This window comes from Tessaracoccus yangjingae (assembly GCF_055326235.1).
The window spans coordinates 44,753-62,055 of record NZ_JBUZNN010000012.1; the positions used below are offsets into that span (position 1 = coordinate 44,753).

Annotated in this window: 14 protein-coding genes; 13 read left to right on the forward strand and 1 reads right to left on the reverse strand. The window is 71.9% G+C overall.

Annotation, left to right across the window (positions count from 1 at the left end):
* Nucleotide 1 precedes the first annotated feature (1 nt).
* The 13 genes from larE (at nucleotide 2) to pknB (ending at nucleotide 16,534) form a co-directional block, all read left to right on the forward strand.
* Entirely contained in the window at nucleotides 2-910 is a 909-nt protein-coding gene (larE, locus tag ACZK5D_RS14720) for an ATP-dependent sacrificial sulfur transferase LarE (protein WP_458995225.1), read from the forward strand.
* Nucleotides 907-1,593, forward strand: coding sequence for a nickel pincer cofactor biosynthesis protein LarB (gene larB / locus ACZK5D_RS14725; RefSeq protein WP_458995226.1), 687 nt, complete (start codon nucleotides 907-909; stop codon nucleotides 1,591-1,593). The genes larE and larB overlap by 4 nt, the downstream gene beginning before the upstream one ends.
* Nucleotides 1,586-2,989 (forward strand): nickel pincer cofactor biosynthesis protein LarC, encoded by a 1,404-nt coding sequence (larC, locus tag ACZK5D_RS14730; protein WP_458995227.1) that lies wholly within the window; start codon nucleotides 1,586-1,588, stop codon nucleotides 2,987-2,989. The genes larB and larC overlap by 8 nt, the downstream gene beginning before the upstream one ends.
* Nucleotides 2,982-4,040: a LacI family DNA-binding transcriptional regulator gene (locus tag ACZK5D_RS14735; protein WP_458995228.1), complete on the forward strand. Its 1,059-nt coding sequence runs from the start codon at nucleotides 2,982-2,984 to the stop codon at nucleotides 4,038-4,040. Before larC ends, ACZK5D_RS14735 begins: the two co-directional genes overlap by 8 nt.
* A 7-nt stretch (nucleotides 4,041-4,047) precedes the next feature.
* Nucleotides 4,048-5,469 carry a glucuronate isomerase gene (gene uxaC / locus ACZK5D_RS14740; protein WP_458995229.1) on the forward strand — a complete coding sequence of 474 codons (1,422 nt, stop codon included), beginning with the start codon at nucleotides 4,048-4,050 and terminating at the stop codon, nucleotides 5,467-5,469.
* On the forward strand, nucleotides 5,466-6,887 hold the full coding sequence (locus ACZK5D_RS14745; protein ID WP_458995230.1) for a mannitol dehydrogenase family protein: 1,422 nt from the start codon (nucleotides 5,466-5,468) through the stop codon (nucleotides 6,885-6,887). The genes uxaC and ACZK5D_RS14745 overlap by 4 nt, the downstream gene beginning before the upstream one ends.
* 38 nt (nucleotides 6,888-6,925) lie before the next feature.
* A complete protein-coding gene (gene meaB / locus ACZK5D_RS14750; RefSeq protein ID WP_458995231.1) occupies nucleotides 6,926-7,951 on the forward strand; it encodes a methylmalonyl Co-A mutase-associated GTPase MeaB in 1,026 nt (341 codons plus the stop codon).
* A 1,249-nt stretch (nucleotides 7,952-9,200) separates the two neighbouring features.
* Entirely contained in the window at nucleotides 9,201-9,905 is a 705-nt protein-coding gene (locus ACZK5D_RS14755; protein ID WP_463665814.1) for an FHA domain-containing protein, read from the forward strand.
* Nucleotides 9,906-9,908: 3 nt separating this feature from the next.
* Nucleotides 9,909-10,370, forward strand: a complete 462-nt coding sequence (locus ACZK5D_RS14760; RefSeq protein ID WP_458995233.1) for an FHA domain-containing protein FhaB/FipA — start codon at nucleotides 9,909-9,911, stop codon at nucleotides 10,368-10,370.
* 3 nt (nucleotides 10,371-10,373) lie between these two features.
* Nucleotides 10,374-11,816 (forward strand): PP2C family protein-serine/threonine phosphatase, encoded by a 1,443-nt coding sequence (locus ACZK5D_RS14765; RefSeq protein ID WP_463665815.1) that lies wholly within the window; start codon nucleotides 10,374-10,376, stop codon nucleotides 11,814-11,816.
* Nucleotides 11,816-13,210 carry an FtsW/RodA/SpoVE family cell cycle protein gene (locus tag ACZK5D_RS14770; protein WP_463665816.1) on the forward strand — a complete coding sequence of 465 codons (1,395 nt, stop codon included), beginning with the start codon at nucleotides 11,816-11,818 and terminating at the stop codon, nucleotides 13,208-13,210. Before ACZK5D_RS14765 ends, ACZK5D_RS14770 begins: the two co-directional genes overlap by 1 nt.
* A complete protein-coding gene (locus tag ACZK5D_RS14775) occupies nucleotides 13,207-14,634 on the forward strand; it encodes a peptidoglycan D,D-transpeptidase FtsI family protein (RefSeq protein WP_463665817.1) in 1,428 nt (475 codons plus the stop codon). The genes ACZK5D_RS14770 and ACZK5D_RS14775 overlap by 4 nt, the downstream gene beginning before the upstream one ends.
* Nucleotides 14,635-14,701: 67 nt before the next feature.
* Nucleotides 14,702-16,534: a Stk1 family PASTA domain-containing Ser/Thr kinase gene (gene pknB, locus ACZK5D_RS14780; protein WP_463665818.1), complete on the forward strand. Its 1,833-nt coding sequence runs from the start codon at nucleotides 14,702-14,704 to the stop codon at nucleotides 16,532-16,534.
* 89 nt (nucleotides 16,535-16,623) lie between these two features.
* Here pknB and ACZK5D_RS14785 read toward each other — a convergent pair whose 3' ends face one another.
* A complete protein-coding gene (locus ACZK5D_RS14785) occupies nucleotides 16,624-17,262 on the reverse strand; it encodes an aminodeoxychorismate/anthranilate synthase component II (protein WP_463665819.1) in 639 nt (212 codons plus the stop codon).
* Between the last annotated feature and the right edge of the window lie 41 nt (nucleotides 17,263-17,303).

The window sequence follows — 17,303 nt, forward strand, 5'->3', positions numbered from 1 at the left end:
CATGACCTCCCATCGCGCAGCGCGGCCGACGGAAGCGAGGGCCGATCTCCACACCGCCCTCCCCTCGGCACTCGAGAGGGTCGCGGCCCTGGTGGCCGCCGACCTCGCACCTGACGGCGCCACCCCCCGCGTCGGCGTCGCCTACTCCGGCGGGGTGGACTCGGCCGTCCTCGGGGCGCTCACCGCCCGCGCCGTCGGCGTGGACAACACCGTGCTCCTCCTCGGCGTCTCCCCGTCGCTGGCCCGGCGCGAGCGCCGCCTCGCCCACCGCCAGGCCGAACAGCTCGGCCTCCGCGTGGTGGAGGTGGCCACCCACGAGCTCGAGAACCCGCACTACAGCGCCAACCCCGTGGACCGCTGCTACTTCTGCAAGGACGAGCTGTTCACCCGCCTCGACTCGCGTGTCGCGGCCGAGCTGGGCCTCGACGTCGTCGCCTACGGCGAGAACGCCGACGACGCGGTCCGCCCCGACCGCCCGGGCAGCAGGGCGGCGCGCGAGCACCACGTCCGCCACCCCCTCTCCACCGCGGGGGCCACCAAGGCCGACGTCCGTCGGATCGCGGCCCATCTGGGCCTGCAGGTCGCGGCCAAGCCCGCGTCCCCGTGCCTGGCCAGCCGCATCCCGCACGGCCAGGAGGTCACCGCGGAGAAGCTGGCGGCCATCGACGCCGCCGAGGACGCCGTGCTCGGCGCGGGGTTCAGCGACTGCCGGGTGCGCCACCACGGCGACTCCGCGCGCATCGAGGTGCCCGTCGACGAGTTCGGCCTCCTGGCCGACCGGGCCCGCAGCGCCCGCCTCCTCGCCGAGGTCCGCGCGGCCGGCTTCCGCACCGTCACCCTGGACCTCGCCGGCATCCAGTCCGGCGCCTTCACCCTGCAGATCCTCACCGCCCGTCCGGAGGCGCTATGACCGACGTGGCCCACCTCGACTTCGACCGCTTCAAGCGCCGCGGCTACGCGGAGGCCGTGTTCTGCCTCGGCAAGACGGCCGGGCAGTGCCGCGAGATCGCCCGGATGTGGCGCGAGCGCGCAGCCGCCGACACGGAAGCCCTGGGCACCGTGCTGTTCACCCGCGCCACCGCCGAGCAGGCCGAGGCCATCCTGGCCGAGCTCCCCCACGCCTCGTACGACCCGACGGCCTCGCTGCTCGCCTGGCCCGCCGAGCCGCCGGCACCCACCGGCGGCCGCGTCGTCGTGGTCTGCGCGGGCACCTCGGACCTCCCCGTCGCCCGCGAGGCGGCCCTGACGGCCCGCTACCTCGGCCGCGACACCGTCGAGATCGTGGACGTCGGCGTCGCCGGGCTCCACCGCATCCTGGGCCGGCTCGACAACCTGCGCGAGGCCGACGTCATCGTCCTGGCCGCGGGCATGGATGCCGCGCTGGTGCCCGTGGTGGCGGGGCTGGTGTCCTGCCCCGTCGTCGCGGTGCCCACCTCGGTGGGCTACGGCGCCACGTTCGACGGCGTGGGCGCGCTCCTGGCGATGCTCAACTCGTGCGCGCCCGGCGTTGGCGTGGTCAACATCGACAACGGGTACGGCGCGGGCCACCTGGCCGCGCAGATAGCGGCCCCCAGGGAGGCCCGCCATGCATGACATCGTCACCGGCGGCGGCCACCACACCCATCACCACGCGCACCCGCGCCTCACCACCGCCGACGGCCAGGTGGTGGACGCCGGAACCCGCATCGAGCCCGGCCGCATCCGCCAGGACGTCCTCGCCCCCACCACCCTGTGGATCGACGCGACGCAAGGCGCCTCGGGCGACATGCTCCTGGCCGCCCTCATCGACGCCGGCGCCGACGCCGGGTCCGTGGCCGCCGTCCTCGACCTGATCGCCCCCGGCGCCCTGCACCTGCGCTCGCGCCGCGTGGAGCGCGGGCCGTTCTCCGCCCTCAAGATCGACGTCATCGCCGACGAGGTGGACCCGCCTGCCCGCCACCTGAGCGACATCGAGGCCATGCTCGACGTACCCGGCATGCCCGCCGCGACCCTCCGGCTCGCCACCGCCGCCTTCCGCGCCCTCGCCAGGGCCGAGGCGGCCGCCCACGGCACCACCCCCGAGGACGTCCACTTCCACGAGGTGGGCGCCCTGGATTCCATCGGCGACATCGTCGGCGTCTGCGAGGCGGCCCGCACCCTGGGCGTCCAGCGCGCCGTCAGCTCCGTGGTGGCGGTCGGGGCGGGCACCGTCCCCACCCAGCACGGGCTGCTCACCGTCCCGCCGCCCGCCGTCATGGAGCTGTCCCGCGGCTGGCAGGTGGAGGCAGGGGGCCCGGCAGACGTCGGCGAGCTCTGCACCCCCACCGGCATGACGCTGATCCGCGCCCTGTGCGAGGCCGTGGGCCCGCTGCCCCGCATGTCGGTGCACCGCACCGGCACCGGCGCAGGCAGCCGGGTCCGCGCCGACCGTCCCGGCGTGCTCCGGGCCGTGATCGGCGCCACCGCCGCCCAGCAGCACGCCTCGGGCCGCTCCCCTGGCCAGGACCGCACCCCTGAGGAGGTCTGCGAGGTCAGCGCCAACATCGACGACCTCGACCCCCGCGTCTGGCCCGCGGTGATCGACCGCCTCCTGGACGCCGGCTCCGTCGACGCGTGGCTCACCCCCATCACGATGAAGCGCGGCCGCCCCGCCCACACCGTCTCCGCGCTGGTCCCGCAGGCCGCCGTCGACGACGTGGTGGACGCCCTCATCACCCACACCTCAACCATCGGCGTGCGGATCTCGCCGCCGTGGCGCCGCCGGGTGCTGCGCCGCACGTGGCGGCCGGTGGAGGTGGACGGCATCGAGGTGCGGATCAAGGTCTCCGGTGACGGCCCAGGCTCGGCCATCCACCAGGCCACCGCTGAGTTCCGCGACATCGAGGAGCTGGCCACCACCCTCGGCTGCGCGCAGCGCGTGGCGCTCACCCGGGCGCAGGGCGCCGCCTGGCGTGCCGGGCTCTACCCGGGCGCCCCCTGGCCCGACGGCGAGGAGGACGGCGATGAGTGACGAGTCCACCCCCAAGCGCCGCAAGCGCGTCACCATCTACGACGTGGCGCGGGAGGCGGGCGTCGCGGCGTCGACGGTGTCACGCGCCTTCGCCCGGCCCGGCCGCGTCAACGCAGAGACCGGCCAGCGCATCCACGAGGCCGCCCTCAGGCTCGGCTACCGCGTCGACCCGATCGCCCGCTCCTCGGAGAGCAGCCCGGGCACGAAGCTGCTCGCCTTCGTGGTGGCGGACGTGACCAACCCCGTCTACGCCCACATCATGAAGGGCTTCCAGAAGGAGGCGGCCGAGCACGGCCACACCGTCCTGCTCATCGACTCCCAGGAGGACGGCCAGACCGAGAACCAGCTCATCCACAGCGTCCTCCACCTGGTCGACGGGGTGGCGCTCACGTCGTCGAGGCTGAGCGACTCCGCGATCGCCCAGATCGTCAAGGTCACCCCCGTGGTGGCGGTCAACCGCGCCATCGCCGGCCTGCCCTCGATCATCCCCGACACGGCCCGCGGCCTGCGCCGCGCCGTCGAGCACCTGGCCACCCTCGGGCACCGCCGGATCACATACCTGTCGGGGCCGGCCGCCTCGTGGGCCGACGGCGCCCGCTGGCGCGCGGTCTCCGAGGCCTGCCAGGAGCTGAGCCTGCACCTGAGGCGCATCGGCCCCAACGCGCCGTCAATCCACGGCGGCTTCGCCGCGGCCCGCGAGTGGCAGGAGCACCCCACCACCGGGGTGATCGCCTACAACGACATCATGGCCATCGGCTTCATGAAGCAGGTCCAAGGGGCCGGCTACAAGGTGCCCGACGACGTGTCCGTGATCGGCGTGGACAACTCCATCTCGTCGGTGCTCACCACGCCGACGCTCACCACCGTCTCCCCCGCCACCAGCCTGATCGGCGCGCGCGCCGCGAAGGCGCTCATCACGCAACTGCGGCACCGCGGCGCCCCCAGCGCCGAGACCATCGTCACCCCGATGGAGTTGCTGGTGCGCGAGAGCGTGGCACCCCCTCCACTCCACGACCCCAAGCCCACATCACCTCACACGGAAGTCAGGTAAGACCCCCATGTCACCCGCAGCCCTCTCCCCGCACCCGGACCGCCTCCTCCCGGCAGATCCGGGGGTCCGCGACATCGCCCGCGAGCTCTACGCGCACGTCGCGGAGCTGCCCATCGTCTCCCCCCACGGCCACGTCCCCGCGGAATGGCTGGCGGACGACGAGCCGTTCAGCGACCCCACGACACTGCTCCTCACCCCTGACCACTACACCAACCGCATGCTGCACAGCGCGGCCGGTGTGGACCTGGCGGACCTCGGCGTCCCCGTCGGCACCGCGCTGACCGGGGAGCAGTCCCGGGCCGGGTTCCGGCTCCTGTGCGAGAACTGGAAGGTGCTGCGCGGCACCCCGGTGCAGTTCTGGTTCGAGTCCGAGTTCCACGACGTGTTCGGCGTCGACGTCCGGCCCTCGGCCGAGACCGCGGACCAGATCTACGACCAGATCGCCGACTGCCTGACCCGCGACGAGTTCCGCCCGAGGGCGCTTTACCACCGCTTCAACATCGAGGCGATGGCCACCACCGACGACCCCTGCTCGGACCTCTCCGCGCACGCCAAGCTGGCCGCCGATCCCACGTGGACCGGGCGCGTGGTGCCCACGTTCCGCCCCGACGCCTACCTCGAGTCCGCCCGCCCCGGCTGGCGCGAGCTCACCGAGAACCTGGCCCGCGTCACCGACGTCGACATCACCAGCTACGCCTCGCACGTCGAGGCCATGCGGGTGCGGCGGCTGTTCTTCAAGGAGCAGGGCGCCGTCTCAACCGACCACTCGCATGCCGACGCCGGCACCGAGCGCCTCACCGACACCCGCGCCGAGCACCTGTTCAAGGAGGCGCTGGCCGGCACGATCGCGGCGCCCGACGCCGACGCGCTGCGCCGTCACATGATCAACGACCAGGCCCGCCTCGCGTGCGACGACGGCCTCGTCATGACGCTGCACCCCGCAGTGCACCGCAACCACGACCCCGCCACCCAGGCCCGCTTCGGCGCCGACGTCGGTGGGGACGTGCCCTACGGCGTCGAGTTCACCCGGGCGCTGCAGCCGCTGCTGTCGGCCTACGGCAACGCCGAGGGCTTCCAGATCGTCGTGTTCACCATGGACGAGACCGCCTACTCCCGCGAGCTCGCCCCCCTGGCCGGCTGGTACCGCGGCATGTACGTGGGCGCGCCCTGGTGGTTCATCGACGAGGCGGACGCCATTATGCGCTACCGCCGCAGCGTCACCGGGTACGCCGGCTTCACCAAGACGTCCGGCTTCATCGACGACACCCGCGCGTTCTGCTCCATCCCCGCCCGCCACGACGTGGCCCGCCGCGTCGACTCCTCATTCCTGGCCTCCCTCGTCGCCGAGCACCGGCTCGCGATGGACGAGGCCGTCGAGACCGCCATCGATCTCGTCTCCACCCAGCCCAAGAAGGTGTTCAAGCTGTGACTCTCCCCACCCTGACCCGCGCGGCCTTCGGCCGCCCCGCCGCCCCCGTCCGCATGGTCCACCTGGGCCTCGGCAACTTCACCCGCGCCCACCAGGCCTGGTACACCGAGCACGCCTCCGACGCCGCCGAGTGGGGCATCGCGGCGTTCACGGGCCGCCGCCCCACGATGGCGGACCTCCTCACCCCGCAGGACGGCCTCTACACGCTCATCACCAAGGGCTCCCACGGCGACTCGTTCGAGGTGATCTCGTCGGTCTCGACGGTGCACCCCGCCTCCGACTTCGCGGCGCTCGTCGGATACTTCGCCTCGCCCGACCTCGCCGTCGTCACCTCGACGGTGACCGAGGCCGGCTACCACCGGACCCCCGACGGCCGGCTCGACCTGGCCGACGAGAGTGTCGCGGCAGACCTCGCCGTCCTGCGGGGGCTCGTCGAGGCCGGAGACCTCAGCCCCGAGGCCATCGGCGCGCTCACCGTCACCACCGTGCCGGCACGCATCCTGGCCGGCCTGCTCGCCCGCCGCACCGAGGACGCCGGGCCGCTGACCATCCTCCCGTGCGACAACATCCCGGACAACGGGTCGGCGTTCGCCGCCGTCGTCACGGACGCCGCGGCCGCCGTCGACCCCACGCTCGTGGAGTGGATGGAGGAGAACGTGGCCTGGGCCACCAGCATGGTGGACCGGATCACGCCCGCCACTACCCCCGAGGAGCTCGCGGCCGTCTCGGCCGCCCAGGGCTACACCGACGCCTCGCCTGTGCCCACCGAGCCGTTCAGCGAATGGGTGATCAGCGGGGAGTTCCCCGCCGGCCGGCCCGACTGGGAGTCCGCGGGCGCCCAGATCGTCGACGAGGTGGAGCCCTACGAGCAGCGCAAGCTGTGGATGCTCAACGGGTCGCACTCGCTGCTGGCCTACGCCGGCCCCATCCTGGGCGTCGAGACCGTGTCCGAGGCCATCGCCCACCCCACGCTGCGCGCCTGGGTGGAGCAGTGGTGGACCGAGGCCGGCGTCGGGCTCCAGGTGCCGTGGGAGGACTACGCCCGGGCCCTGCTCGAGCGCTACGAGAACCCCAACATCCGGCACCTCCTGGCGCAGATCGCCAGCGACGGCTCCCTCAAGCTGCCGGTGCGGATCATGCCGACGGTGAGCGCGTTCCGGGCCCGCGGCGAGATGCCCGCGGCGGCCGTGCGTGCGGTCGCGGCGTGGCTGCTGCACCTCCGCGGCCACGGCGCGCCGGTGCGCGACGCCGGCGGCGAGGGGTTGGCGGGGCTCGTCGGCGAGGACCTTCAGGCCGACGCGGCCCGCGTCGTCGCGTTCCTCGACCCGGCGCTGGCCTCCGACGTGGCGCTGACTGAAGCTGTCGCGGCGGCGGCCGAGGAGATCCTGGAACTCGAGGGCAACTCCACGCGGGGCTGACGACGTCGCGGGAGCCCGCGGCGGTAGGGTCTTGAGCCATGCGCAAGGTGACACCCGAGGAGTTGGCGGACCGGATCGTCGCGGGGTCGCGGGGGCACATCGCCCGCGCGATCACGCTGGTGGAGTCGTCGAAGCCGGAGCACCGGGAGATGGCGCATCAGCTGCTGAAGCTGATCGCGCCGCACACCGGTCACGCGTTCCGCGTCGGCATCTCGGGCGTCCCCGGTGCGGGGAAGTCCACCTTCGTCGACGCCATGGGCGTCAAGCTGATCGACGAGCGCCACCATCGCGTCGCGGTGCTGGCGGTGGACCCGTCGTCGTCGCGCACCGGCGGCTCCATCCTCGGCGACCGCACCCGCATGGCGGAGCTCGCCGCGCGGGAGAACGCGTTCATCAGGCCCTCGCCCTCGGGCGGCCACCTGGGCGGCGTGGCGAGGGCCACCCGCGAGTCCATGCTCGTCCTCGAGGCGGCCGGCTACAACGTGATCCTGGTAGAGACGGTGGGCGTGGGTCAGTCCGAGGTCGCTGTCGCGGGGATGGTGGACACGTTCCTCATGCTCCAGGTGGCGCGCACGGGTGACCAGCTGCAGGGCATCAAGCGCGGCATCCTCGAGCTGGCGGACGTGATCGCCATCACCAAGGCCGACGGCGACAACGAGCAGGCCGCGCGGGTCGCGGCGCGGGAGCTCAGCATCGCGATGAAGCTGATCACCAGCGACACCAAGAAGCGTCGCGCCCCTGTGCTGACATGCTCCTCGTACACGGGCGCGGGCCTGGACGAGCTGTGGAACACCGTCGAGAAGCATCGCGCCGAGCTCGAGGCGGAGGGGTCACTGGCGGCCAGGCGCCTGGACCAGCAGCGCGACTGGCTGTGGAACATGGTGCGCGACGAGCTGCTCGAGTCGCTGCGGACGTCGCCGTCGGTGCGTTCGGTGGCATCCGACGTCGAGGCGCAACTCGCGGAGGAGTCGCTGTCGGCGCTCGAGGGGTCACAGGTGATCCTTCGGGCCTTCGCCGACGCCCTGCCCACCTTCCCCTGGGCCCACCACCCCCACCCCGCCTGACCGCTCACCCGCCACCACCTTGCACACGATGCGGGGACCCTGGTTCGGGTGCCCCTTCCCGCTGGTTGAGCCGCGCCGAGCCGCCTGCGGCTCAGCGCGTGTCGAAACCAACTGGCGCCGGTCCATGGAGTGGGCCGAGGTTCTCGCGATTGGAGCTCACGCTGTCGGTGCCGGGAGCCCTGACACGAGGCCCGTGCGGCCCTTGTTCGCCGTCCCCTGGTCGGCCGCGTGCTTGCCTGTGGTCGAGTAGTTGAGGCCGCCCGGGCCTCGTCCCACGTCTCCCTGCACTGGTGTGCCTGTGGCGTGGTCGGCTTCGGGCGGGTGCCGGCAGGGCGGCCCTGGCTAGGGTCTGCTTCAGGCGGGTTCTTCGGGGTGCCCCTCGGGCTGGGCATCCCTGCGCCCAGCCGCCCTGCCGTCCCCCACCCTCGCGCACACCTCACGTCCCCGCCGTCGTCGGGCCGGAGCCCGTGGCACGAAACGCCGCGCGAATCGCACCTCGAGGCCCTAGTCGCACGCGACCACCGATCCCGACGGCGTGTCGTGCACACCCCACACCGCCGAGCAGGGCGGCGGGGACGGTTGGGGACGAGAGTCGCGACGGAGCAGCAGGGCGGGGGGTGGTGGGGGACGGGGCAGGCTGGGTGGGCGTTGATGACGGTACGCGCAGCGCGAAGCGCCGCCGACCGGCAACATGGGCGGCCCGGCCCCCACCACACCCCGCCCAACCCGACCACAGAACCCGACACCAAGAACATCCGGGCAGGCTACCCAAGCCCCTAGTCAACTCACGTTTCATAGGCTTCGAAGCCGCTTCGCGGCACCTCAGCCAGCGATCGAGGGGGGGCGGTGGGGGCCGGGGCAGGTTGGGCGGGGGGTGGTGGGGGCCGGGGCAGGTTGGGTGGGCGTTGATGACGGTACGCGGCAGCGCGAAGCGCCGCCGACCGGCATCATGGGCGGCCCGGCCCCCACCACACACCGCCCAACCCGACCACAGCTCCCGACCACAGCTCCCGACCACGGCCCGCGACCACAGCTTCCGACCACAGCTCCCGACCACGGTCCCCCGACCACAGCTCCCGACCACAGCGCCGACACACAGCTCCCGACCAACGTCCCCCTGTGCGGCAAGCGAGGGTCGATGAAAGGGCGTTGTCGTAGCCCGATATCGCACCCTCGCAGACACGGCGGTTAGACTGGCGGCGAACGTGTGCCTGGGGGGAGGCGCTGTCCGAGCACCGAGAGGAGGCACATGGGAGTCTTTGACAAGGCCGAGAAGCGGATCGAATCCGCCGTGGGCAAGGTCTTCGCGAAGGCCTTCAAGGGTTTCGTGCACCCCGTCGAGATCGTCGCGGGGATCCAGCGCGAGCTCGACGCCGAAGCCAAGCTCCTCTCGCGGGACAAGCGCCTCGTACCCAACGCCTTCACCATCGGCCTCTCGCAGGCGGACCACGACAGGTTGGTCCCCTACTCCAAGACCCTCAACGCCGAGATCATGCCCGGCATCCGGGACCACGCGGCGGACCGGCACTACGTGTTCAACGGCCCCGTCACCATCGACTACGTGCTCGACGAGTCGCTGCCCACGGGGCAGTTCACCGTCGCAAGCCACGCCACCGCAACGGACGCCACCGGCCACGCCGCCCCGTCGGAGCTCACCGGCCGGCTGGTCCTGGAGGTCAACGGCGTCCGCCATCCGCTGGTGGCCCCGGGCCTGGTGATCGGCCGCGGCGCTGAGGCGGACCTCCGGCTGAACGACCCGGGAGTCTCCCGGCGGCACGCGCTGATCAGCGTCACCGGTGACCCGGACCACCCCGTCGTCACCATCGAGGACCTCGGCTCCACCAACGGCGTGCACGTCAACGGGAGCCGCATCACCAAGACCCGGGTTGGCGAGGGGGCCAGGATCGAGGTCGGCAACACGAGGTTGCTGATCCACTCACCGACGGGGTCGTGAGCCATGTCTGACCTCATCGTCGCCGCGATCAAGATCGTCTTCCTGGCCATGCTGTGGCTGTTCATCCTGTTCGTCGCCAACGTGGTGCGCACGGACATGTTCGGCCGCAGGGTCCCCGTCGCCTCCCTCGCCGCGATCCCGGCGGACCGCGGACGCGGCCGCAACCGGTCGAAGCTGCCCACCCGGTTCGCGATCACGGCCGGAGGGCAGCAGGGCTCGTCGGTGCCCGTCGAACCCACCATCAACCTGGGCCGCGCCGCGGACTCCACGCTCCTCCTCGACGACGACTACGCCTCCGCGCGGCACGCCCAGCTGGTGCAGAAGGACGCCACCACGTGGGTGATCACGGACCTGCAGTCCACGAACGGCACCTACGTCAACGGCAAGCTCGTGACCGAGCCCACCAAGGTGACCGTGGGCGACGTGGTGCGCATCGGCAAGACCCTCATGCGGTTCGAGATCTAGCCCATGGCCTTCTCCCTCCGCTTCGCCGCCCACTCCGAGGTCGGCCGGATCCGCAAGAACAACCAGGACTCCGGCTACGCCTCGCCCACCCTGCTCGTCGTCACCGACGGCATGGGCGGCGCCGCCGCCGGGGACCTCGCGTCCGCCGTCGCGGCGCAGGAGGCGGCCCGCTCGGACCACCGCGCGGCGGACGGCGAGGAGATGCTGGAGCGGGTGGGCGGCATGATCGCCCGCGCCAACTCGAAGCTGACGGAGCTGATCGAGGACGACCTCGAGCTCGACGGCATGGGCACCACCTTCTGCGGCGCGATGTTCAACGGCTCCCAGTTCGGCATCGCGCACATCGGAGACTCGCGCGGATACCTGCTGCGCGACGGCGAGCTCACCCAGCTCACGCACGACCACTCGTGGGTGCAGTCGCTGCTCGACGACGGCAAGATCACCCCCGAGCAGGCCGCGACACACCCGCACCGCTCGCTCATCCTCAAGGTGCTCAACGGGCAGGTGGACTTCGAGCCAGACCTGGAGCTGATCGACGCCCACCTGGGCGACCGCATCATGTTCTGCTCCGACGGGCTGAGCGGCCTCGTCGACGACGCCACCCTGCGCGAGTTCCTCACCCTGGAGGACCCGGAGGCGGCGATCGCGAAGCTGGCCGCCACCGCCAACGCCAACGGCGGCCACGACAACATCACCATCGTGGTGGGCGACGTGGTGCCCGCCGACGAGGACCTGGACGCCCGCGAGGGCATGCTGGTGGGGGCCGCGACGGAGGTCAAGGTCCCCCGCCCCGGCGAACTGGCGCTGGGAAAGGCATCGGCGCCCAAGGCGCCGCTGTGGCCCGCGTCGGCCACGGACGTGGTGGTCGAGCACGACGCCTCGGAGGTGGCGCGCTACGCCCCGCACGAGGCGAAGCGCCGCTGGCCAGGCATCACGGCCATGATTCTCGCGGTGGCGCTGGTGCTCGGCGGCGGCGCGTGGGGCGTCTACGCCTACTCGAAGACACGCTACTTCGTCGCCTCCGACGACGGCTACGTGGCGATCTACAACGGCCTGCCGGGCTCCCTGCTGGGCCTGGACCTCAACACGCTCACCGAGCGCACCGACATCGCCGTGACGGACCTGCCCCGGTTCTACCAGCGCGTGGTGGACGGCACCATCCCGGTGGCCAGCGTCGAGGCGGCGCAGGGCACCACCCGCCAGCTCCGCGCGCTGGCAGAGCGCTGCGTCGAGGTGCGCAAGGAGCGGCAGCAGCCCACCCCCCAGGTGTCGCCGTCGCCCACCCCCACGGCCACGCCGTCGTCGACACTCCCCGGCCTGCCGACCACCACCCTGACCCCCGGCCCGCTGCCGTCCTCGCCGTCGGCGGTCCCGAGCTTCCTGCTCCCCCCGGACATCACCGCGACACCCACGGCCAGCGCCGAGGCGGATCCGGAGGCCTGCTGATGTCCGCAGCTGTCCAGCCGGCGGTCTCCGACGAGGTAATCGTCTACAACAAGCGCCGCAACGTGGAGCTGGTGCTCCTGCTGCTGGCGCAGTCGTTCGGCCTCGCCGGGTGGCTGATCACCAGCCTCAACCTGTACGGCGAGCTGCCCCAGAACCTCGTGGTGGTGGCGTCGTTCTGGTTCGGCCTGGGCATCGCGACCCACCTCGTCGTCCGGTTCCGGCTCCCCTACGCCGATCCGGTGATCCTGCCGTCGGTGTTCCTGCTCAACGGCCTGGGCCTGGCCATGATCTGGCGCATCGACCAGATCCCCGAGCCGGTCAACGACGACGCGGCCACGCAGCTGCTCTGGACCGCGCTCGGGTTGCTGCTGTTCGCAGTCGTGGCGTTCGGCCTGCGGGACCACCGCAGGCTCCAGCGCTACCCCTACCTGCTGTTCATCTCCGGCCTGGTGCTGCTGCTGCTCCCCCTGCTTCCCGTGATCGGCGTCTCCTCCGGCGGCGCCCAGATCTGGATCCGGGTCTTCGGGTTCTCGTTCCAGCCGGCCGAGGTGGCCAAGATCGTGCTGTCGATCGCGTTCGCCGCCTACCTGTACGAGAAGCGGGAGGTGCTGGCCCTGGCCGGGCGCCGCTTCATGGGCATCGAGCTGCCCCGCGCCCGCGACCTCGGGCCCATCGCGGTGATGTGGCTGCTGTGCCTCGTGGTCATGGTCTACCAGAACGACCTGGGCACCTCGATGCTCTTCTTCGGCCTGTTCACCGTGATGATCTACGTGGCGACGGAGCGGCCCGCGTGGCCCATCCTGGCGGGGATCTCGTTCGTGGTCGCGGCGCTGGCCGCCTTCCGGTTCACCTACCACGTGCCCCGCCGCGTGAACGCCTGGCTGGACCCGTTCAGCAACTACGACCAGAACCTGCAGATCATCAGCGCCCAGTTCGGGTACGCGTGGGGCGGGCTGTTCGGGCGCGGATGGGGCCTGGGCCGGCCCGGCCTCACCCCCCTGGCGAAGAGCGACATGATCGCCGCCGCGCTGGGCGAGGAGATCGGCATCCTGGGCCTCATGGCCATCGTCATGGTCTACGCCCTGTTGGTGGCCCGCGGCTTCAAGACGGCAGTCACCTCGCCCGACGGGTTCGGCAAGCTGCTCGCCACGGGCCTGAGCTTCACCTTCGCGCTGCAGGTGTTCGCCATCATCGGCGGCGTCACCCGCCTGCTGCCGCTGACCGGCCTCACCACCCCGTTCATGTCCCAGGGCGGCTCCAGCCTGATCGCCAACTGGATCATCATCGCCATCCTCATGGTGATCTCGCACCGCAGCCGCATGCCCCAGGCCGCGACAGCCGCGCCCCGCGACCTCAGCCTCCTCGACGACGCGACGACGGTGATCACCCGATGAACGGCCCCATCCGCAAGGTGACGGTGTTCGTGGCGCTGATGATGGCCGCCCTGCTGCTCAACCTGACCGCCATCTCGGTGGTGCAGGCCGACGACCTCAACGCGGACCCGCGCAACCGTCGGGTCCGCGACGCCGAGTTCGCCCGCCCGCGCGGCGCCATCCTGGTGGGCAACGACCCCATCGCCGTCTCGGTGGAGCGCCCCGGCCGCTTCCCCTACGTGCGCACCTACCCCGCGGGCGAGCTGTGGTCCTCGGTCACCGGCTGGTACTCCTACGACTACGCCCGCTCCGGCCTCGAGAGCTACTACAACGAGGAGTTGGCCGGCACCTCTCCGGAGCAGTCGGTCGGCCGCCTCGTCGACCTGCTCACTGGCAGGCGCTCGCAGGGCGCCAACATCTCCACCACGCTCAACCCCCGCGCCCAGGCCGCCGCGGTGCGGGCGCTGGGCAACCAGCAGGGCGCCGTCGTGGCCATGAACTACGAGACCGGCGAGATCCTGGCGATGGTGTCCACCCCCACCTACGACCCCAACCGGCTGGCGACGGTGGACCTCGAGGTGGCGCGCGAGGCCTGGACCGAGCTGCTGGACTCTCCGACGGAGCCGCTGAAGAATCGCGCCACCCGCGAGGTCTACCCGCCGGGGTCCACGTTCAAGCTGATCACCGCGGCCGCCGCCCTGGAGGACGGCATGGTGCCCAGCAGCGAGCTGGACGCCCCCGTGTCGCTGCCGCTGCCCAACTCCAGCCGCTCCATCGGCAACTCCACCAACTGCGGCGGCACCACCGTCACGCTGCAGCAGGCGCTGCAGACCTCCTGCAACACGGCCTTCGGGTCGCTCGCCCTGGACCTCGGCGACGAGAAGCTGCGCGCCATGGCCGAGGCCTTCGGCTTCAACCAGGAGCCCACCGTCGACATCGCGGCCGCCACCTCCCGCTTCCCCACCGAGATCGACGAGGCGCAGACGGCGCTGTCTGCCATCGGGCAGTACGACGTGGCGGCCTCGCCCCTGCAGATCGTCCAGGTCGCGGCGGCCATCGCCAACGACGGCGTCATGATGTCGCCCTACCTGGTCAGCACGGTGACCAGCCAAGACCTCACGGTCCTCAGCTCCCGGACCCCCGAGGTGATCGGGCAGCCCATCAGCGAGTCGTCGGCCGAGCTGCTGCAGCAGATGATGGTGGCCACCGTCGAGGACGGCACCGGGCGCCCCGCCCAGACCGACGGCGTGGTCGTCGGCGGGAAGACCGGCACCGCCCAGACCGCCCCCGACCGGCCGCCCTACGCCTGGTTCGTCGGCTACGCCGAGGACCCCACCGTGGCCATCGTCGCGTTCGTGGAGAACGCCGACGTGGACCGCGACGACATCTCCGGGGGCCGGCTCGCGGCCCCGATCTTCAAGGCCGTCCTGGAGGCTCTCCGATGAACATCTCAGAAACCTCTCAGGTGTATGGCGCAGTATTGTCCGTGATCGACCGGAAGGATCTTCAGCGATGACAGAGCGAGGTGCCCTGCTCGGCGGCCGTTACGAGCTCGACCAGGTGATCGGCCGCGGCGGCATGGCTGAGGTGTGGCGCGCCAGGGACCTCCGGCTGGAGCGCGACGTCGCGGTGAAGCGGCTGCGGGTGGATCTGGCGAGCGACCCGACGTTCCAGGCGCGGTTCCGTCGCGAGGCGCAGTCCGCCGCGGGCCTGAACCACCCCAACATCGTCGCCGTCTACGACACCGGCGAGGAGCGCGACGGCGACGTCTCCGTGCCCTTCATCGTGATGGAGCTCGTCGAGGGCGTGACGCTGCGCGAGGTGCTGCGCGACGGCCGCAAGATCGTGCCGGAGCGCGCGATGGAGTTCACCGCCGGTGTCCTCGACGCCCTGGCCTACTCGCACCGGGCCGGCATCATCCACCGCGACATCAAGCCCGCCAACGTCATGCTGACGCCCAACGGCACCGTCAAGGTGATGGACTTCGGCATCGCGCGCGCGGTGGCGGACACGTCGGCCACCATGACCCAGACCGCCGCCGTCATCGGCACCGCGCAGTACCTCTCCCCCGAGCAGGCGCGCGGCGAGAAGGTGGACAACCGCTCGGACATCTACTCCGTCGGCTGCCTGCTCTACGAGCTGCTCACGTCGCAGCCGCTGTTCAAGGGCGACTCGCCGGTGAGCGTCGCCTACCAGCACGTACGCGAGATCCCCGTGCCGCCGTCGGAGATCGACGCGGAGATCAGCCCGTCGATGGACGCCATCGTGCTGAAGTCGCTGGCGAAGGATCCTCGGGACCGCTACCAGGACGCCTCCGAGATGCGTGAAGACCTGGTGCGGGCCCTCAACGGGCAGCCGGTGCTGGCCGCGATGCCCGCGGAGCGGCCCACGCAGGTGATCGCGAGCGACCCGATGACCACCACGGCCCGTCGCGGCGTGGCTCCCGTCGCGGTGCCCGTCTCCCCGGCCGCGTCGCCGGCCACGGCGGCCACCGATCCCCTGGAGCCGGAGAAGAAGTCCAACAAGGGCGTGATCGCCCTGGCGATCGTCGCCGGGCTGATCCTCATCGCCATGGGCGTGGCCATCTGGACCATCCTCAACCCGCCGGAGCCGCCGTCGACCGCGACGGTCCAGGTGCCGACGGTGGTGGGCCAGACCGAGGTCGCGGCCACGAACATCCTCACCGACGCCCGGCTCGTGCCCAACGTGACCTACGTGGTGGGCACGGAGGACGACAAGGGTCTGGTGCTCAGCTCAGATCCGGCCGCCGGCCAGATGGTCGAGCCCGGTTCGCGGGTGTCGCTCGTGGTGTCGAGCGGCGCGGATGTGAAGACCGTGCCGGAAGGCCTGACCGGCGTCACGGTGGCCGAGGCCCGACGCCTCCTCACCACGGCCGGGCTGACGAAAATCCGCGAGGAGGAGGCGGATCCCGCCACCGAGCCCATCGACGCGGTGGCCGGCAACGTTGTCTCGGTCAACCCCGTCTCGGGTGCCGAGGTGCCGCCTGACCAGGAGATCGTCCTGACGGTGGCGACGGGTCGCTCGATCGTGCCCGTGCTGACGGAGCGCACCGCGTCGGCGGCGCAGCGCGAGGCGGAGGCCAAGGGCTTCCGCGTCAACATCACCGAGGCGGAGACCTCCGAGGTATCGCCGGGGCTGGTGTTCGACCAGGATCAGGCGGCGGGCGTCGCCCTGGACCGCGGCACGGTGATCCAGCTGCTGGTGGCGGTGGCCGAGCCTGAGCCGACTCCGACCCCCACCCCGACACCCACCCCCGATGCGACGCCGACCCCCGATCCGTCTCCCTCGGTGTCACCGGAGCCGACGGCCTCACCCACCCCGTAGCCCCGGGCGCTGACCCGGACCAAGACGACGCGGCCCCCTCCACAGCGGAGTGGGCCGCGTCGTCGTGTGACGCCTGCGGTAGGTCTTGGTCAGGTCAGGGTGGTGGTCACCAGCGGCGACAACTTCGCCGCGCGCGCGGGGGCGTCCGCGTCTCCGCACTCCACCAGCCAGTTGGCCAGCATCTGGTAGCCGCCCTCGGTGAGCACCGACTCAGGGTGGAACTGCACCGCCTCGACCGGGAACTCGCGGTGGCGCACCGCCATGATCACGCCGGTGTCCGTCCGGGCCGTCACCTCGAGCACGTCCGGCACCGTGTCCTCGACGATGGCCAGCGAGTGGTAGCGCGTCGTCGTCACCGGCGACGGCAGCCCCGCGAACACGCCCTTGCCCTCGTGGAACACCGGCGAGGTCTTGCCGTGCAGCAGCTCGGGTGCCCGGTCCACGACGCCGCCGTAGGCCACCGCCATCGCCTGCAGGCCGAGGCACACCCCGAAGAGCGGCTTCACCCCGCCGAGCGCGCGCACCACATCGACGCAGACTCCTGCCTCCTCGGGCGTGCCGGGGCCGGGCGACAGCAGCACACCGTCGAACGGCTCATGCCAGTCGGGCGCGTCGAAGCGCGGGTCGTCGTTGCGCCACACCTCCACCTCCGCGCCGATCTGCGCGAGGTAGGACACGATGTTGTAGACGAACGAGTCGTAGTTGTCGATCACGAGGATGGCTGCCACGCGGCCATTGTGCCACCGCCGGCCCGTTCGGCCGTCGCCCA